The sequence below is a fragment of the Microbulbifer sp. ABF4_107 genome (assembly GCF_056312215.1).
In genome coordinates, this window is record NZ_CM149983.1 from 498,166 (window position 1) to 517,352 (window position 19,187).

At 57.7% G+C, this 19,187-nt stretch carries 14 protein-coding genes; 10 read left to right on the forward strand and 4 right to left on the reverse strand.

Features of this window, described 5'->3' with window-relative positions; all coding sequences use genetic code 11:
• Positions 1-76: 76 nt before the first annotated feature.
• Positions 77-5,218 carry a S8 family serine peptidase gene (locus ACYX4K_RS01915; protein WP_475093782.1) on the reverse strand — a complete coding sequence of 1,714 codons (5,142 nt, stop codon included), beginning with the start codon at positions 5,216-5,218 and terminating at the stop codon, positions 77-79.
• A 266-nt stretch (positions 5,219-5,484) separates the two neighbouring features.
• Between ACYX4K_RS01915 and ACYX4K_RS01920 the strand changes: the two genes are divergently transcribed.
• The 10 genes from ACYX4K_RS01920 (at position 5,485) to ACYX4K_RS01965 (ending at position 15,085) form a co-directional block, all read left to right on the forward strand.
• Positions 5,485-6,378, forward strand: a complete 894-nt coding sequence (locus ACYX4K_RS01920; RefSeq protein WP_475093781.1) for a MipA/OmpV family protein — start codon at positions 5,485-5,487, stop codon at positions 6,376-6,378.
• Positions 6,379-6,385: 7 nt separating this feature from the next.
• Positions 6,386-6,793: a DUF3019 domain-containing protein gene (locus tag ACYX4K_RS01925; RefSeq protein WP_475093780.1), complete on the forward strand. Its 408-nt coding sequence runs from the start codon at positions 6,386-6,388 to the stop codon at positions 6,791-6,793.
• Positions 6,793-7,482, forward strand: coding sequence for a response regulator transcription factor (locus ACYX4K_RS01930; protein WP_475093779.1), 690 nt, complete (start codon positions 6,793-6,795; stop codon positions 7,480-7,482). The genes ACYX4K_RS01925 and ACYX4K_RS01930 overlap by 1 nt, the downstream gene beginning before the upstream one ends.
• Positions 7,479-8,744: a sensor histidine kinase gene (locus ACYX4K_RS01935; RefSeq protein ID WP_475093778.1), complete on the forward strand. Its 1,266-nt coding sequence runs from the start codon at positions 7,479-7,481 to the stop codon at positions 8,742-8,744. The genes ACYX4K_RS01930 and ACYX4K_RS01935 overlap by 4 nt, the downstream gene beginning before the upstream one ends.
• 412 nt (positions 8,745-9,156) lie before the next feature.
• Positions 9,157-9,351 (forward strand): hypothetical protein, encoded by a 195-nt coding sequence (locus ACYX4K_RS01940; protein ID WP_476178754.1) that lies wholly within the window; start codon positions 9,157-9,159, stop codon positions 9,349-9,351.
• A gap of 49 nt (positions 9,352-9,400) precedes the next feature.
• Complete coding sequence (gene aceE, locus ACYX4K_RS01945) at positions 9,401-12,070, forward strand: pyruvate dehydrogenase (acetyl-transferring), homodimeric type (RefSeq protein ID WP_475093777.1); 2,670 nt, start codon at positions 9,401-9,403, stop codon at positions 12,068-12,070.
• Positions 12,071-12,097: 27 nt separating this feature from the next.
• Entirely contained in the window at positions 12,098-13,741 is a 1,644-nt protein-coding gene (gene aceF, locus ACYX4K_RS01950; protein ID WP_475093776.1) for a dihydrolipoyllysine-residue acetyltransferase, read from the forward strand.
• A 317-nt stretch (positions 13,742-14,058) separates the two neighbouring features.
• Positions 14,059-14,328, forward strand: a complete 270-nt coding sequence (locus ACYX4K_RS01955) for a hypothetical protein (RefSeq protein WP_475093775.1) — start codon at positions 14,059-14,061, stop codon at positions 14,326-14,328.
• A 46-nt stretch (positions 14,329-14,374) separates the two neighbouring features.
• Complete coding sequence (locus ACYX4K_RS01960) at positions 14,375-14,635, forward strand: hypothetical protein (RefSeq protein WP_299595724.1); 261 nt, start codon at positions 14,375-14,377, stop codon at positions 14,633-14,635.
• Positions 14,636-14,686: 51 nt separating this feature from the next.
• Positions 14,687-15,085: a hypothetical protein gene (locus ACYX4K_RS01965; RefSeq protein WP_475093774.1), complete on the forward strand. Its 399-nt coding sequence runs from the start codon at positions 14,687-14,689 to the stop codon at positions 15,083-15,085.
• A gap of 33 nt (positions 15,086-15,118) precedes the next feature.
• On the opposite strand, the gene ACYX4K_RS01970 is transcribed toward ACYX4K_RS01965, so the two are convergent.
• From ACYX4K_RS01970 to ACYX4K_RS01980, 3 genes are all read right to left on the reverse strand, one after another.
• On the reverse strand, positions 15,119-16,450 hold the full coding sequence (locus ACYX4K_RS01970; RefSeq protein WP_475093773.1) for a sensor histidine kinase: 1,332 nt from the start codon (positions 16,448-16,450) through the stop codon (positions 15,119-15,121).
• Entirely contained in the window at positions 16,450-17,796 is a 1,347-nt protein-coding gene (locus ACYX4K_RS01975; protein ID WP_475093772.1) for a sigma-54-dependent transcriptional regulator, read from the reverse strand. The genes ACYX4K_RS01970 and ACYX4K_RS01975 overlap by 1 nt, the downstream gene beginning before the upstream one ends.
• 174 nt (positions 17,797-17,970) lie before the next feature.
• A complete protein-coding gene (locus tag ACYX4K_RS01980; RefSeq protein WP_475093771.1) occupies positions 17,971-19,179 on the reverse strand; it encodes an ABC transporter permease in 1,209 nt (402 codons plus the stop codon).
• Between the last annotated feature and the right edge of the window lie 8 nt (positions 19,180-19,187).

The window sequence follows — 19,187 nt, forward strand, 5'->3', positions numbered from 1 at the left end:
CCCCGACCGGTTGGACGGGGCTTGAACAACAAATATTAGATTCGTATTAGACGCAAGATCGCGTCTGGCGAATCCGTCAGATTTTCACGGACACGCGGCGCGAACGGCGCAGAACGCCGAGTGCAATCAACAGTCCAATAAGAATGGTGCCGGTAGTGCCACCTTTTCTCTTTTTCTTCTTCTCTGGTTCTGGCTGAGGCTCCGGGTAGACACAACTACCATCATCCACCGTAGCGTTTTCATCGTAGTTGTTTGCGGCCATGTCGGTACAACCTGGCTCCTCACCGTCAGAGACGACTGTCAGCATAAAGCTAGTGCTGGCTGTATCGGAGGGCACCTGCTCGTCGGCAACGGTTATGGTGACTTCCGTCTCACCGTGCCAGTTGGCGTCCGGGGTGATGGTGACAGTGGAATTGGAGGTGTGGCCGGATACTTCTGCAGTGAAATTCTCGCCGCTCACCGAAATGAGGTTGGGCGCTGCGTCTTTATCCAGGTAAATCACTTCCAGCTCCAGCGCGGTGTTCTCCGCGGTGGTCTGGTCGCCAATTTCCGTGAGTAGCAGATTGCCGGGGACAACGATGATCTGAGCCACTGCTTCCTGAGCCATACCATCGATATCGCTGACAAAAGACAGTTCCAGATCCTGACCTGCTGCGGTTTCCGCCACACGCACCTGGAAGTTCAGGGCGAACTGGGTGGATTCCGGGCCTACGTAGTCATAGCAGACCACCAGATCACGTTTCAGCTTGCTGTCCAGGTTGTCGAAGGCAAAACTCTTTCCGACTTCCTGATCGTAGTAATACGGGTAGCCGAAAATATCCTGCGGTCCGTAGTGGCCGTGGATACCGACCGAGCCCGCGCCATTTTCGCCGGCAAAGTCGAGATCGCCATAGGCCATGGTGAATTCGTATTCACCCTCGCCAAAGCGATAGCCTTTGTGCACGATGAGGTTGAAGTTGTAGCGGTCAGACTTTTCACTCATCACCGAGCCGCCAGACCAGGAAACCTCAACATTCTGGGTACGTGCGTTGTGCCACTCGACAATAATATCGTCGATATTGTTGGCGGGATCGTAGGCGTAGCCAACCACCATGCCGGAGGTCAACGCCGGATCAAAATCCAGATGGAGTGGGGTACCGAGTGCATCCACATTGGCACTGAACCAGCCGCCGGCATTGAAAATACCTTTCCAGAGCACGCCGATAAACGGTGCGTAAGGATCGGAATAGTAAGGGAACTCGCGGTGCACAATATGTTGTGACGGATCCCATTTCTGCTCGACGGTTGCGTAACCCTGCGGTGATACCACCAGGTCCTGGTAGGTTCTGAAGGCATCATTATGGAACAGGCTCATGCTTGCATCCGGACCCCAGAAACGACTGAGAGGGATCTTGAATTCCGGGTTGAGCCAGTCGGCGGCGGAGCCTCCGATATCCGGCAGCAGGCCGAACCGCTCGTACAGACCGATATAGCCACCTTCACTGGCGATACTGCCCGCGGTGTAGATCGGCGTGCGACACATCTGGTCGGTTTCGCTGCTGGTGATTTTGTAGTCCCGTTTCCAGTGCTCGGAGTTTTCCTGAATGCCACTGACCTGGATGACATCCCCGAGTACCTGCAGGTGGTCGCGCATCATCGGGTTGTTCACGCTCACAGAGCCATCTACCAGGGTGAGTCCCGCAGGGATCTGGCCCAGCAAATCGATCTGGCGGTCGATACCCGAATTGTTTTCTAACATGTGAACCGTTACATCGATGATATCGCCACCCTTGGCCTGAGTCTGGCTGGTGGTGAGGCTGATATCATTGACACCGCGGGTCAGCTTGACCGGCACAAAGCCGACGCTGCCTGGCGCATTGCCGGTGCCAATATCAAATCCGCCGTAGGCGACGTCACCTTCTGCAAAATCGCTGAGGTTCCAGTTCAGATCGACACCGACTTTTTTACCATCAGTTGTCGCCGGTCCCTCAACCTGCAGGCCATCTGCGGTTGCCGGCACCAGAGCGGTGGCCACTTTGTAGGTATCTTTCAGCTCCACACCTTCGATAACGGTGTGGTCGGTAACGTTGATACGGTGGTTGTCCACCACCACCCAGTAGCTACCCGCATCGGGGTTGGTGATGCTGCAGTAGTTCAGTTCGATCTCGGTCGTGGATGCGCAGAGCAGCTCGTTTTCGAAATCCGCCTCGCCATTGCCGTCGCTATCGCGTCCGATATAGATGGTCATCCAGCCGTGCATCGGCCCGTAAGTATCACTCCAGCCGGGGCTTTGCAGGTTTTCCAGAACCTCGACCACGAAGCGGGCGGTGTTTTCCGGCACCGTCATCAGTGTGACGCGTGCGTGACCGGGCTCGTAGTCATTGTCATTGCGCACCGGGATATGGTCGATATCCTGATTCAGCGTGACCTCCTCCACGGTCGCCTTGACCGGGCCGTAGGCGCGATACTGAACACTATTCATCGCGGGTAACGGCAGGTCTTTCAGGTGGTAGCTGCCGTTATTCCGGTGTACCTCCACGTTGACGGTGCTCGGAAGTCCGCCACGGTCGAAATTGACAGAAACCGGCCAGTGGGAATCCGGGATGGAGTCATCGTCGGCGGTGATACGCACTTCGCTCCACAGCTCCAGTTGTGGCAGGTCATCGACACCGCCGAGCATGGAATTGTGTTCGAATTGCACGTCGGTGAAATCCGCAGTGAATACGATAGTCTGGGTTTCGCCGGCTTGCAGGCTGAACGTTTTCGGGAAGGCCTCGATCTTTGCGCCGTTCACCGGTTTTTCGCCTTCGCCGGTATTCCACACATCGTAGGTCCAGTCACCGTTGGTGACTGTCCACTCGCCGCTGCGCGTGGCGCGCACGGTACGCATCCAGGAGCAGGTGCGGCGGCAGTGGTTGTTCACCAGTTGCGGCAGGTTCAGCTGCTTTACGTCGCCGCCATTATTCGGGTTGGCATACTCGAAGTTCGCGGCGGTTTCGTCCATCACCAGACCCGCATCGATCGCGGCGGCCACATCCACGCGGCCGGAACCCGCACGATAGGTGTGTGCCGGACGCGTGTCATCGCTCCAGGTATTGGGCTTTTCACGCACGGTTTGCGCCGAGGTCATCAGCAGGGCGGACTGGATTTCCGCGGCGGTCCAGTCCGGGTGGGCCTGCTTCATCAGGGTCATGGCGCCGGCCACATGGGGGCTCGCCATGGAGGTACCACTGATCATGGTCCAGTCCTGAGATGCCGCGGAGTCCGGGTGGAAGGGGTGCTCGTCGGCATAGGCCGCGAGAATATCAACCCCCGGGGCACTGATGTGTGGCGCCAGGCTGCCGACAAAGTGCTGCGCCGGTCCCCGTGAGGAGAAGTCCGCGAGCAGATCCCCTTTGTCCGGATCAATCGCGCGGCTGATTTCTGCCGCAGTAATGCTGATGCTGTGGTCGGTACCGCCATCCTGGATCCAGTCCAGTAACTGGGAGCCGCGATAGCTGCCCATATGCAGGCCGGAAATCGGGAAAATATCATCAACCAGTTTGGGGTCGGCCTCGTCACCGGCGTTGTACAGAATAAATCCGCCGGCGCCACCGGACTGCACATTGAATGCCTTTGCAACACGGGCATTTTCGCCGCGTTTACAGATGACGATATGGTGTGGCTCGAAAGTACCCGCAGCGAATTCACTCGCACACAGCTCGTCGCCGTAGTCAGCCGCACTCACGGGTGTGCCGACAATGCCCGAAGCCGAGATACCGGCGATATCGTCCCACTCGTCTTCGTGATTGACATAGAAGCTGGGTGGGGCTGTGGCGCCCCCGCTTAACTCGATGCCGTTGGTTACGGTATCCATCACGCGATCAGAAGTTGTGGCCGCCACCACCGTGTACCAGGGTGCGGTGTGCGAGAGGGTGTAAAAACCGGGACCCGCATTGCCCGCGGACGCTGCGACGGAAATGCCCGCTTCGCGCGCTGACAGAAAGGCGAGGGCCATGGCGTCGTTCCAGGGAAATTTATCGCCGCCGCCGATAGAGAAGTTGATCACGTCGACACCGTCGGCAATGGCCTGGTCGACGGCTTTCAGCATCACCTCCGAAGGACAGCCACGCTCGTCCGGGTAACACACCTGATAAGAAATAATGTTGGCATGGGGCGCTACACCGGCTGCCTGCTCGAATTCGAACCCGGTAGGAATGCCGTCGCCATCACCCAGGGATGCACCGAGTAGTGGCACATTGTGAACGACGTTACCGGCCGCGGTACTGGCAGTGTGACTGCCGTGGCCGTTGTAATCTTCACCACTGGCCGGACGTACACCTTCGTAGGTGTCGGTGATCATTGGCCAGCTCCACACACCGATCAGCTTGTCGTTACAGGTGGCGGCGCCGGTCGCGCAGTCGCCCACGTAATTGCCTTCACCCCAGGGGTTGATGTGGTCGTAGCCATCATCACCTACATCGGCAAAAGATTCGTGGTCGGTGTTGATACCGGTATCCAGGATACCCACGATCATGCCTTCACCTTTCAGATCCAGGCTGCTTGCGTCGGTATTCCCGCTCCAGATTTTATCCGCACCAATAAATTCCGGGCCGCGATCCGTATGCAGTTGCATAGTGTCGGAGCGCTGCACGAAGGCGACCTGGGGCAGCTCGGCAAGTTTTTTTGCCTGCGCCTGGGTCATCTTCATGGTGAAGCCGTTGATCGCCTCGGTAAATTGCAGGCGCGGCGCGCGCGAGACGCCGAAGGCGCGAGCCTGTTGCACCACCGCTTGATGCTTGTGCATCAGATAGTTCTTATAGCTATCGGCCCGGTTTCGCTGAACCGCCTTGAGGCCGCGGGTGCCGTGTGGTGCTGCCAGGGTGCCACTGGCGACTTCGTTGCGCAGAGCGCTTAACGCTGTGGCTTCAAATCCTTTGACCCGCCCATCGTAGGTAGTCACTGGCAGATCGTGCAGGCGAACAATGTAAACATCTTCGCCACTGCGCTCCGGTTCCTGGGCAAATTTGTCCGCGGCGGAGGCCGGGCGAATTTGCTGATTGAGACCTCCGGGGAGGCGATTCTGAATCGTCTGGCCGCTGGTTTTTTGTTGGGATGCCGCAGTTGATTGCGCAACCTTGGCGATCTGAGGGGCTTTGATCTGATGGAGACCCGGCCCGGGATGGCTGGAGACGGATGCCGCCACGCTGCTGGTGCACAGCGCGGAGGTGATCACCGTCGCAAGGGTTTTTATTTTCAAGTTTCTTCTCCCTCGGAAGGAACAGTTATTGGTATGGACTGCGGCTGAATGCCGCAAGAACGCTTTTCGTATACCAAAGGGCCGTAGGAGAAACTGTGCAAAATTGTGGAAGCGCCGGGGGAACTCGGCGGAAATACTGGCCTGGTAAGTTGTACAAATTTGTACAAATCACCCGAAAGGGTCTTTTACCCGTGAAAGCGCTTCGATAGATTGCGAGAAATACACAGTCAGTGATGTGAACAAGGTTGAAGCGGTTGTCAGCAGTGATGAATTCAAATAGGGCGCGCTCCGAGCGTACCCGTGCGACTTATCTTCGCAAGGTGGTCATTACTCTTTTGCTGGTAAGCGTTGCAGTCGTTGTGCAGCTGTTACCGGTCCCCGCTGCCAGCGAGCCCGTCTATGACTACGCGGAAACCGGAAATTGGCAATTAGCGCTCGCGATCGGGCGCGGAGTACTGCAAAGCCCGCTCAGTGACGCCAATGACTTCGAGGTGCGGGCCATGCCCAGTATCCGTTACTACGGTGAGCGGTTTTACCTTGAAGACACGCAATTGGGGTTCAGTCTCTATGAAACGCCCAGTTTCGCCCTCGATCTTGCCGGGCGCCTGAATACCGACGGCCTTTATTTTCCCAGCAGCGGAAGTGAGCTAACCGGGGGGCTTGCCCTGGCGGGAAAGTTGATGGACGTGAACGAACCGGCCACGACCAAGCTTGAACCGCCCAAACGTCGACTTTCCTATCTCGGTGGAATATCTGCCCAGTGGCACGGGCCTGTGACAATCGGTCTTGGTGCCTATCGGGATGTGACCGATGTACACGGCGGGGACGAGATCCCTTTGACCCTGAGCCGGCAGTTTGCGTTCGGGCGCCTGTTGATGGGCGTCGAGCTGGGCGCGACCTATCAAAGTCGCAAGCTGATTGACTATTACTACGGTGCGGAAATGTCTGGACCGGGGGCTTCCCGGTTCCCTCTTTATCAGCCTGGTGCCGCGCTCAATACACACGCAACGGTGGAGATGAAGTATCCGCTTTCCGCGAGTGTGGACCTGGTCGTTGCGGGACGGGTCGACAGAATGGATGCCGCCATCGCGGCAAGCCCATTTGTAGTAGACGCCAGTCCCCGTGCATTTTTTGCCGGCGTGCAATATAGCTGGAAGTAAAACGCGTATGACAGGTCGCAGCATATTTGCAGGCGTTATATTTGTTCTGGGAACAAAAACGGTTGCCGCTGTGCCTTCCGGAGACGGGCGCAAAGAAATCGAGCGATTCGATATAACGCCGCGAAATTGCATCATCCAGAAAAACGAAATATGCCGCGCGCAGTTTGTTTTTTCATGGACGCTTCCTACTCCCGGGGAGGTTTGTATTCATCGGGCGGACAGACGCGATCCTGTTTACTGTTCATCGTCCTCGGCGACTGGCCGAATCGCACTGGAGCTCACGCTGGATAAAACGACCCGGTTCAATCTTACTGTGGACCGAATACCCGCCACCCTGGCATCGAGTTCAGTGAACGTGCTCGCGGTTGGGCGTCATGTGCGACTGAAGCGACGTCATCTATGGAGCTTTCTATAATGAGTGGGAAACGCATCCTGTTAATAGAAGATGACCATCGATTGGCGCGATCCATTGTGCAATTCCTGGAGCAACAACGATTTGTGGTGCGTCACCTTCCCGACGGAACAGGTGTATCCCAGTTGCTTCGTACCGAAGCCATAGACTTGGTGTTGTGCGACATCATGTTGCCAGGGCGGGATGGCTTCCAGGTAATTGGTGAGATTCGCGCAGAGTTTAATGGCCCCTGTCTTTTTCTGACCGCCTCCAGTGAGGTACCGGTACAGTTGAAGGCTTTTGAGGCCGGTGCCGATGATTTTATCGTCAAGCCTGTTCATCCAAATATCCTGCTGGCGAGAATACAGGCGTGCCTGCGGCGAAAATATCCGTCCAGTCAGAAAAAGTCTGCGATACAGATCGATAATCTGCGCGTTGACCGGGGCGGGCGCAAGGCGTGGGTGAACGACGAAGTCATTCTACTTTCTCCCGGTGAATTCGACTTGCTGTGGCTTCTGGTGAGTAACCCTCAACAACCCCTGAGCCGCGAGTTTCTGTTTATCAATTCTCTCGGGCGCCGGTACGATGGCCTGGATCGAACCATCGATGGCCGCATCAGTCGGCTGCGCAAAAAGATGGAGCGATATTCCTCACTGCTGCTGACGGTCAAAACGGTGTGGGGCAAGGGCTACATGCTGGCAGAAAAATTGTGAGCCGTTTTTATCTGCGCTATCTGCTGATTGTGCTGCTGGGGCTATCCGCTGCGGTATGGCTGGCGGATCAGGTATACCTGGATCAGCAGGAGCGTGCGACGGCGCCGGAACCTGTCGCGCTTTCGCTGCGGCAATTGCTTGACGCGCATTGCACGAAAACGGACTGTGTTCCGGCGGCAGCCGACCCGAGTGGCCGCATCAATATTTTGCCGGCCGCGCAGCTGGCACTGCCGGCTTCCGAGCTCGAGATATTGAATCGCGGTGGACTCCTGCGGGCGGAGAGCGATACCGGCAGCCATCTGCTGTATATGCGGGCGGGGGAGCACGTTGCCCAGTTTGGTCCCTTTGAAGATGGCCTGTTGGAAACGCACCAGTGGTACACCCGCTTCTTTTATTTGGTTCTCGGCCTCTCCATTGTATTCTGCCTGTGGCCTCTGATTCGGGATTTGCAGAAACTCAAGGAGGCGGCCGCGCGGTTTGCCAGGGATAGAAACCCCGAGCACTTCCGTTTTACCCACAGCAGTTTTTTCACCCCGGTATCGGATGCGATGGTGTGGATGAGTCAGCGCCTGGCGCGCTCGGTTGCACTGCAGCAGGAACTTTCCGCCACTCTGTCCCATGAGCTGCGCACACCGATTACCCGTCTCAAGTTTTCGGTGGCCTCCCTGCCCAAGGAGTGTGGTGCGAACCTGAAGCAGGAAATTCAGGAGGATCTGGATGAACTCGATACGCTGGTCGATGAGTACCTGACGTTTGCCCGTCAGGAACATGAACGGCCGCTGCTGGATTTTGCTCCGGTCAACCTGCTGGACCTGATTTGCCCGCGCTTCCAGCAGGTGGCGCATATCAGCGGTCGCGTGGCGGAGCTTGAGGTCGCCAGTCTTGTGGTGGCGGTAGCGGATCGTCGTTCACTGGTTCGCGTTTTCAACAATCTGATCGACAACGGCATCAAGTACTCGGCCAGCGAGGTTCAGGTGCATCTGTATCTCGAAGGCGAGGACGCGGTCTTCGTTATAGAAGACGACGGACCCGGTCTCGCTGGCGTTGGATTTGAAGATATTTTCCTGCCCTACGTTCGCGAAGCGGGGGTTCAGGAGGTATCCGGCTACGGGCTCGGGCTTGCGATCGTGCGCAAAGTGGTCGACTGGCATAACGGATCGATTTCCGCTGGTGCATCCCCGGCGCTTGGTGGGGCAAGATTTGAGTTGCGCCTGCCTGCCGCTCCCGAGCGGGAAACCGATTGCGAGCCGGTACTGGCCTGACCTCACTGTTTACCTGCCGCAAGTTACACCCATTTCACTGGTACACCCGTTCGGCATCCGGCCCCTTGCGGGGGCCGGGCACGGAATTTTCGTGACCAGAATGCGATTATTGGACTCGATTTTGTAATAAAAAACACCGGCATGGCCGCAATTTATTTCGGTATTTACGCCAACTGGCAAATAATTGTTTTACATATTGGTTTTATTTGTTACTAATCGTCCTGTCTGGAAAAACGTTTGTAGTAATACTACAATCGCCCCCGCTTACGCACTTGCAGCCGGTTAATTGAGGGCATCTCTGTGCGCCGTATGGCGTCTGCCCTACAGTTGACGGGCCGAGAATTCAACGCCGAATTCAAAGTCGAGCCGGTATTAACGAGCCTCTCACTCAACAACTTCTGACAGGCTCCTTATGGCCGGCGGTATTCAGGTCGCGCAGTTCCGTTTGTTTAAAACTGTTTCACGCTGCACCCTCCATTGTGTTGCTGAAATAATGACCAGCGTTCGTTGCTTTTCTGCCAATTCAGGCGGTGATCTGGCGAACCTGGTGGCAGAACCCGGGGGAGATCCCGGTGTTTACGGTACTGTTGCGCAGCAAAAATTCTGACCATAAAAAAACACCGACTCGACGTCGTATATTCGCCGAGGAGCATTTGATGCACGAAGAAACCGACATTCAGGAAACGCAGGAATGGCTGGACGCGCTGCAGGCGGTCATCCGCCACAGTGGCAAGGAACGCGCCGCGTTCCTGATCAAGCAGCTGTCTGACCGCGCCACCAACACCGGCGTACAGCTGCCGGCTGCCATCACCACCCCTTACCGCAATACCATTCCGCAGGACGCGGAAAAGCGTATGCCGGGTGACCTGTTCATGGAGCGTCGAATCCGCTCCCTGATCCGCTGGAACGCGCTGGCCATGGTGGTTCGCGCCAACTCCAACGCGGACAGCCTCGGCGGCCACATCGCCAGTTTCTCGTCTGCAGCGACCCTGTACGACGTAGCCTTTAACTACTTCTTCCGCGGTAACGAAGGGGAAGAGCGCGGCGACCTGATTTTCTTCCAGGGCCACAGCGCGCCGGGCATTTACGCCCGTTCTTACCTCGAAGGCCGCTTTGACGAAGAGCAGCTGGACAACTTCCGCCGCGAAGTAAATGGCAAGGGTCTGTCCTCTTATCCGCACCCGTGGCTGATGCCGGAATACTGGCAGTTTCCTACCGTATCCATGGGCCTTGGTCCGATCCAGGCCATCTACCAGGCGCACATCATGCGCTACCTGTCTGCCCGCGGCCTGTCTCCGCGCGGCGATCGCAAGGTGTGGGCATTCCTGGGTGACGGTGAGTGTGACGAGCCGGAATCCCTCGGCGCCATCGCCCTGGCGGGCCGCGAAAAGCTGGAAAACCTGGTATTCGTGGTCAACTGTAACCTGCAGCGTCTGGACGGCCCGGTACGCGGTAACGGCAAGATCGTGCAGGAACTGGAAGGTGTATTCCGCGGTGCGGGCTGGAACGTGATCAAGGTCCTGTGGGGCCGCCTGTGGGATCCGCTGTTCGAGAAAGACGAAAAAGGTCTGCTGCAGAAAGTCATGGACGAGACCGTCGATGGCGAGATGCAGAACTTCAAGGCCAACGGCGGCGCTTACACCCGCGAGCACTTCTTCGGCAAATACCCGGAGCTGGCGGAGATGGTCAAAGACTTCTCCGACGAAGAGATCATGAAGCTGAACCGCGGCGGCCACGACCCGTACAAGGTCTACGCGGCCTACGCCGAAGCCATGGCGAGCAAGGGCAAGCCCACCGTCATTCTGGCGCAGACCGTAAAAGGCTACGGCCTGGGTGCCGCCGGTGAAGCGGCGATGGATACCCACAACGTGAAGAAGATGGACACCGAGGCGCTGAAGCGCTTCCGCGACCGCTTCGCGATCCCGATTACCGACAAGGAAATCGAGGAAGTGCCGTACTACCGTCCTGCGCCAGACAGCCCGGAAATGAAGTACATGGCCGAGCGCCGCAAGGCTCTGGGTGGCCCGGTACCGTCTCGCAGCACCGAAGTGGCCAAGCTAGAAATCCCGGAACTGGACGCCTTCAGCGCCCTGACCAAAGGCTCCGGCGACCGCGAAATCTCCAACACAATGGCGTTCGTACGCGCGCTGTCCGTGCTGGTGAAAGACAAGAAGATGGGCAAGAACGTCGCGCCCATCGTGCCGGACGAAGCCCGTACCTTCGGTATGGAAGGTCTGTTCCGTCAGCTGGGTATCTACTCTTCCCAGGGTCAGAAATACACCCCGGTCGATCACGGCCAGATCATGTATTACAAGGAAGACAAGAAAGGCCAGGTGCTGGAAGAAGGCATTAACGAAGCCGGCGCCATGTCCGCATGGATGGCGCTCGCCACTGCCTACAGCAACCACGGCGTGCCGATGGTGCCCTTCTATATCTACTACTCCATGTTCGGCTTCCAGCGCATTGGCGATCTGGCATGGGCCGCCGGTGACATGCAGGCGCGCGGCTTCCTGATCGGTGCCACTGCCGGCCGTACCACCCTGAACGGCGAAGGCCTGCAGCACCAGGACGGCCACAGCCTGGTACTGTCCGGTACCATTCCGAACTGTAAGAGTTACGACCCGGCCTTCGGTTACGACCTGGCTGTGATCATTCGCCAGGGTCTCATCGAGATGTACGAAGAGCAGAAAAACCTGTTCTATTACGTCACCGTCGAGAACGAAAACTTCCTGCAGCCGGAAATGCCGCAGGGCGTGGAAGAGGGCATCATCCGCGGTATCTACAAGCTGGATGCCAATTCCCGCAAGAAGGGCAAAGGCAAGGCCGCCAAGAAGCACGTACAGCTGGTGGGCGCTGGTTCCATCCTGCGCGAAGTCATGGCTGCCGCGGACATTCTCGCCGACCAGTTCGGTGTGACCTCCGACGTGTGGAACCTGACTTCCGCCACCGAAGCGGCCCGTGAGGGTCAGGACGCAGCGCGCTGGAACATGCTGCACCCGACTGAAACCCCGCGTAAGTCCTGGGTGGAAGAGCAGTTTGCAGGTAATGAAGCGCCGGTTGTTGTGTCTACCGACTACATCCGCTCCTACGTCGAGCCGCTGCGCGAATTTATCGACGGCGACATGATCACCCTCGGCACCGACGGCTTCGGCCGCAGTGACAGCCGCGAGCAGCTGCGTCGCTTCTTCGAAGTGAACCGCAACTACGTGGCGATCGCGGCGCTGAAGGGCCTGGCGGATCAGGGCGTGATCGAAGCCTCTGAGGTGGCCGACGCCATCAAGAAGCTCAATATCGACCCGGAAAAAGTAAACCCGCGTCTGGTCTAAGGCCCGCTGAATAAGGAAGGTAAAGACATGGCTAAGCAAGTCATTAAAGTGCCTGATCTCGGCGGCGCCGATCAGGTAGATGTAATCGAAATCGCCGTTGCCGTGGGTGACACGGTGGCGGAAGAGGACGCGCTGATTGTGGTGGAGGGCGACAAGGCCTCCATGGACATCCCCGCACCGGTGGCCGGCAAGGTCCTGAGCATCTCCGTAAAGGAAGGTGACAAGGTGTCTGAGGGCGACGTGATCGGTGAAATGGAAACCGATGCCGGTGGTGAGACTGCTGAAGAAGCAGCGCCAGCGCCGGCGGAAGAGCCTGCACCTGCTCCGGCCCCCGCCGCTGAAGAAGCACCGGCACCTGCCGCTGCAGCAGGCGTTGAGAAGGAAGAGGACATTGTGGTTCCGGATCTCGGCGGTGCCGAGTCCGTGGACGTGATTGAAATCTCCGTCTCCGCCGGCGATGAAATCGAAGAGGGCGATGCCCTGATCGTGGTAGAAGGCGACAAGGCGTCCATGGACGTTCCGTCTGCCGCTTCCGGCACCATCGTTTCCATCTCCGTGAAAGAAGGCGATAAGGTGTCCACCGGTGATGTGATCGGTGTGATCAAAACCGTCTCAGGTGACGGCGCGGCCCCCGCGCCGGCCGCTGCGGCGCCTGCCCCCGCTCCGGCTCCGGCACCGGCTCCGACCAGTGAAGCTGAAGCGCAGCAGGAAGCGCCGAAACGCGATCCGCACGTAGAGCGCGACCACACCCCGTCCGCCGAAGTTTACGCCGGCCCCGCCGTGCGCAAACTGGGCCGCGAACTGGGCGTGACCCTGAACAAGGTCAAGCCTACCGGTCCCCGCGGCCGAGTGACCAAGGACGACCTGCACGCCTATATCAAGGAACAGGTGAAGAAAGCCGAAAGCGGCGCGGTAAGTAGTGTTGGTGGCAACATCGGCATCGCGCCCATGCCGGAAATCGATTTCAGCCAGTTTGGCCCGGTCACCACCGAGCCGATGAGCAAGATCCACAAGCTGACCGCGGCGAATATGTCCCGCAACTGGCTGAACGTGCCCCACGTTACCCAGTTCGACGACGCCGACATCACCGAGCTGGAAGATTTCCGCAAGGCAATGAAAGCCGAAGCGGACAAGCGCGGCGTGAAGCTCACGCCAGTGCCGTTCCTGCTGAAAGCGGCGGCCGCTGCACTGCGTGAAGTGCCGAGCTTCAACGTATCCCTGCACAACGATGGCGAGCACATCGTGAAGAAGGACTACGTACATATCGGTATGGCAGTGGATACACCGAAGGGCCTGATGGTTCCGGTGATCCGCGACGTGGACAAGAAAGGCCTGTACGAACTGGCAGAAGAAGCCACCGCCATGGCCATCGCGGCCCGCGACGGCAAGCTGAAGCCCCGCGATATGCAGGGTGCCTGCTTCACCATTTCCAGCCTCGGCGCCATCGGTGGCACCGGCTTTACCCCGATCGTCAATGCGCCGGAAGTGGGTATCCTCGGTGTGTCCAAACTGGCGATTCGACCGGAATGGAACGGCAGTGAGTTTGTGCCGCGCAAGATGCTGCCCCTGGCACTGTCTTACGATCACCGTGCGGTAAACGGTGGTGATGCGGGTCGCTTCCTGACCTACCTGGCAGATGTGCTGGCCGACGTGCGTCGACTGCTGCTGTAACTGACAGGCTCTCGGGCATACGAGCGCCAATGTAAAAAGCGCCGGAGGGTTTCCCCCGGCGCTTTTTTTGTGCCCATTTTTCGCTCAGCACCTGTGTGATGGCCCACATTTTCCGGGCGCCTAACGCGCCAGCGCCGGGTCCGCGTCGCGAGACTCTCTCCTGCGTTGATTCCCGCGCATTTAATACTGGTTAAAACGTGAACAGCGTCGTCGAACGCTTCCTGCGCGCTAAACTGAAATTAACAGTGAGTGGATGTCGGGAGAGTGGAGTTCCCGGCGGTGGTCAGGTAGTGATCAAGTTGCGAGGTAGGTGAGTCATGAAGCGCACAGGGATTGCAGCTGTGGCAATGGGCGCCACACTGTGTATACAGGGTTGTATGTTCGTGCCGTATGGAAACGAAAACAGTTATGACCCTTTCTTTTTCAACCCCGACGATAAAACACAAAGTGCAGATTTTGTCGAAGTGGGTAATTATTTGCCAAATGCGGCGGCACCTCCCGCGGCCAGCCGCCAGTGTTCAACGGACGTTGAAAGTAATCGAGTTGGTTCTGCCTGCTGGTTTTTCCCGGTAATGCGAGTGTATTGAGCCAGTCGGGAATGGCGGGTGTTGGAATAGATGTTAAGGAGACCCCATGCGCAAACGAGTGACGATTTTATCCCTGATGGCGGCGGCAACGTTGCTGTCTGCCTGTGGTACCAGCAGCGTGCGTGATCAGGTGGTCTACCCTAACAGTGCACCTATTCCCCGTGCGCCGGCACACGCGGAGCAAAAAACCAATTACGACGGTTGTCCCGGGGATGCGGAAGAACTGGCGCCGGGTTCTATTTGCCCGGCCACCGCCCAGTGCTACGAAATTTCCGGTGGCCGTCGCTGTATCGTTTACGAGAAGTAATACCGATACAGTGGGCGCCAGTAACTTTGCGCTATTCACAGAGGAAGTGATATGCAGCTGCGCCTGCTTTTTGTTTTGCTGATCCTGCTGTTCTCCGGATGTGCCAGTACGACAGGTGATGGCCTGGAAAATACGGCCCGTCTTGACGGTTTCTGGTGTGACCTTACCGGTACGCCGGCAACCTATTACCAGCGGCCGCAGCCTGCCAATTTGATGCCGGCTTACCCGCGAAACTGTTTTGCGGGCCACACGGAGGTTCACACGGCAAGTACTTGCCTGATGGACGACTCTGTTTGCTATCAGCTGGATACCGGTGCCTGGTGCACCGCAGGGCGTGCCCCCCAGTGCCCGGCAGGTACCTCGCCAATGGCGGTAGACGCGCCCTGCCCGGAAGGCGGCAAGTGCTGGATGTATAGTGAGGGGCTGCGCTGTCAGGGGCTGGATGTTTAGCAGTACTCGCCGGCTTGCGATCAGTCTGCGATCTTAACTGGACTCGGGCCAGGGCAGCCACAGGCTGACCCTCAGCCCTCCCTCAGCTCGGTTGTGCAGCCGAATCTGCCCGCCGTGGGCATCGGCGATTTCCCGGCACAGCGCCAGGCCAAGTCCGACCCCCTGGGGTTTGGTGGAATAGAATGGCAGCAGTGCCTGCTGTAACACCTTGTCGCTCATGCCGCTGCCTCGATCAGAAACGGTCAACAGTTGGCCGTGTACGTCGGTTTCAATCTGCAAGGTAATTTCGCCCTCGTCGCTGCCGGATTCGCTGGCGTTTTTCAGCAGGTTTAACAAGGCCTGTTCAATCTGTGCCGGATCAAAATAACCGGGCCGCAGAGGTATCTCACCTTTCAATGCAAAAGGGTGCAGCGGTTGCAGCCGTTTGGCCAGTGTCGACCAGTGCACTTCTTCCGGGGATGGCGGTGGCAATTTGGCAAAGCGCGCGTACCCTTGGGTAAACTCCGTCAGGTGCCGGCAGCGATCGGCGATCACATCAAATACCCCGGCCAGTTGCTGGGAATCGATTTTTTCCGACAGTAATTTTCCGCTGTGGGCCATGGATGAAATGGGGGCAAGGGAATTGTTCAGTTCGTGGCTGATCAGCCGGATCACTTTTTTCCACACCTGAACTTCCGCTCGGGTCAGCTCCCGGGTCATTTCCCGCAATAAAATCAGGCGATGCTTTTGTGAATTCAGTACGAAGGTGCTGTTGCTGATATGCAGGGTGTGGCTGCGTTCGCCATCGAGATAACTGGTGAGACCATCCTGTTTCTGCTCAATGGCCTGTGCCAGTTCCGGTGGGCACAGCGGCAGAATTTGTCCCAGCAAATGCCCCTGCAAGGGTTTGCCATCGTGCAGCATGTGCCGTGCACTGGTGTTGGCATAAATGATGTGTTCGCTCTGGTCGATCAGTAGCAGTGCCAGTGGCGAGCTCTGAATCACCGTGTCCAGCAGCAGTTCGCGCTGGTGGATATGGGCTCTTTCCCGCCGCAGAATTTCACTCACTTCGTTGTACAGTTCCGCCAGTTGCCCCAGCTGATCATCGCGGTTGAGAGCCAGTGATATAGAGAAGTCGCCATCGCGAAAATTCAGCAGGCCGCCTTCCAGGCTTTGCAGTGCGCGGTTCAGGTTGCGGGTAATGGGACGCAGGAGAGCGAAGGCCAGTAGTAGTGCCAGTAGCAATCCTGCACTCCAGGCAAGCAGCGGGTGCGCATCCAGTCGCAACAGCGCCAATGGGATGCCGGTACCGAGTGCCACCGAGAGTAAAACGGTGGCAAACAGTTTTCCTTCAATGGAGGTTTTGGGGCTAGCGCCACTTGGCATCAGTAGGGAATTCCGTATTTATCCAGCCGGCGATACAGGGCCTGCCGGCTTAATCCCAGTTCGCGCGCTGCCTGGGCGATAATGCCGTTACAGCTGGCGAGGGTCTGTTCCAGCAGTTCGCGGCTGGGTTCGAAACTGTGGTCCGGTACCTTGATCTGGGTATCTTCCGGCAGCGCGAGGGTCGCCTCGTCGATGGTGTCGCCCCTGGTCAGTACCGCAGCACGCTGCATCACATTCTGCAGTTCGCGCACGTTACCGGGCCAACTGTAGCGCATCAGGCACTGCTGTGCCTGTGGGCTCAATTGCTTGCCGGTACTGGCGAGGAAACCGCGGGCCAGCGGCAGTATATCTTCCGGGCGCTCACTCAGTGGTGGCAGTTTTAGCTCGATCACATTGAGTCGATAAAACAGATCCTGACGGAAGCTGCCATCGCCAATCATCTGCTGCAGGTTGCTATTGGTTGCGCTGATTACACGCACCCGAACCTTGCGGGTCTGGCTGCTGCCGAGGCGCTGGAATTCGCCGGTCTGTAGTACTCGCAACAGTTTGACCTGTCCACTGGCGGAGAGCTCGCCGATTTCATCGAGGAACAGGGTGCCGCCGTCGGCGGCCTCAAATCGGCCCTGACGTACCTTGTTGCCGGAACCGGTGTAGGCGCCGGCCTCGGCGCCAAACAGTTCCGCTTCCATCAGCTCTTCCGGCAGGGCACCGACATTGACCTTGATAAAGGGGCCATCTTTCACACTGGAATTGGCCTGGACTATATCGGCGATTTTTTCTTTGCCTGCGCCATTCGGGCCGGTAATCAGAACAGGCACATCGGAGTGGGCCACCTGGGTGGCCATCTCCAGCAGCGTCTGCACGCTCTGGTTGCGGTAAACAATTTCCTGCAGGTCGAACTGTTGCTGTAGTTGCTCCCGCGCCTGTTGCGCGCGGCTCTGGGACTGCCGTTGCTGTTGCTGCAGCTCGTGCAGCTCCAGCAGATTTTTTATGGTGGCGATCAGTTTGTTGTCGTCCCAGGGTTTACCGACGTAATCGGCGGCACCGGCCTTGACCAGCTCTACCGCCATTTCCAGCTGGGTCCAGGCGGTGAGCAGGATAACGGGGATATCCGGTTGCAGCTCGCGCAGGGCAAAAAACAGCGCGCGGCCTTCCTCACCGGACGTGGTGTCCGCAGTGAAGTTCATGTCCTGGATGACGAGGCCAACATCCGAGTTTTCCCGCAACAGTTGCAGGCCCGCCTGTGGGGTAATGGCGGAGAGGGTTTGGATATCGTGGAGGGACAACAACAGGGTCAGGGCGGAAATGATGCCGGTGTTGTCGTCGATGATTAGGACCTTGTCCAATTAACTGTCCTTTGTAGTCAATTCTGTGGCGGTCCTGCTGCCGGCAGGTGGTTCTGGGACACGCCGTGAACCCGTCCATGGGGGCTCTCCTAAAACATCCCTGTTTTAGAAGGTCCCAGAACCACCTGCCGGCAGCAGGACCTTCTCATCGCATATTGAACTTCGAATCCGCGATTACACGCTACGTGTTGCCATTGCCGGCGAGATATTCGCAGCGCGCATGGCCGGCATCAACGCGGCAGCAACACTCACGAGCAACAATACTATCGCACACACGGTAAGCAGCGGTAATGTAAGAGCAGGTTGTGAAAATTCACTTACCATCAGCTGATTGATAATCAGTGCGCCGGCGGTGCCCAGCCCCAGCCCGGTACCGGCAATCAGGGCGTTTTCTACCAGAAAATAGCGGCTGATATTGGCGCGGGTGGCACCCAGTGCACGGCGGATACCGATCTGTTTGGTGCGCTGGTTGATCCAGAAAATGGTTAGGCCGATGATGCCGAGAGCGACGATGAAGGTGAGCAGGGCCATTACCAGAGACAGCACTTTGATCATGATGTTGTCGCTGATGTAGGTACGCTCCACATTTTCGCTCAGGGTCTCCACATGCACGACACGCTGAGGGTCACGCTTGTTGAGCAAATCCTCCACTTTTTTGAACACCTCGTCCCGTTGCCCTGGTTCGGTTCGGATCAGGTAGCGTTTGTGATTGCCAGTGACCAGCAGTGGATAGAAAACGACGTTGCCTGCGCGGGACCAGCCCGGCCAGGCACCCAGGTGCTGCTCGACCACACCGATGATTTCCACCGGGTTATCATCGGCTCCGCTATAAAAAAACTTACCGATAGCCGATTCACCTGGGTACAGCTTTTCGGCAAACTGCTTGCTGACCACTGCCATTTTGCTGTGATATTGGTCATTCGGTCCGATAACGTGCTCGTCGGCAGGAGCAAAACTGCGACCTTCGATCAGATTGAGGCCGAGGGTGTTAATAAAGTGTGAGTCCACCTGATAGTAGTTGGCGTTTTCGCCACCGATCTCCTGATTGGGCTCAGTGAAATAGGTGCCCGCGGAACCCGATCCGGACAGTGGAATCTGGTTGGTCACCGAGGCATCCACAACACCAGGTGTACTGCGCAGCAGGTCCAGGTCAGCTACGACGGCTCCTGCCATATCGTATTCAGTGGGGATGGGCATATAGGTTGCGGCGATAATATTTTCCACATCCATGCCGGTGGGGCGCGCCACCTGCTCCATACGATCTTTTACGATCACGCTGGCATTACTCACAATGGCAAGAGTGAGTGCAAGCTGCAGGGCGATCAGCAATGCGGATACCTTGTTGCGCCAGAGGGCGGACAACATGGGATTTAGCTCGAACATGTTCTTTT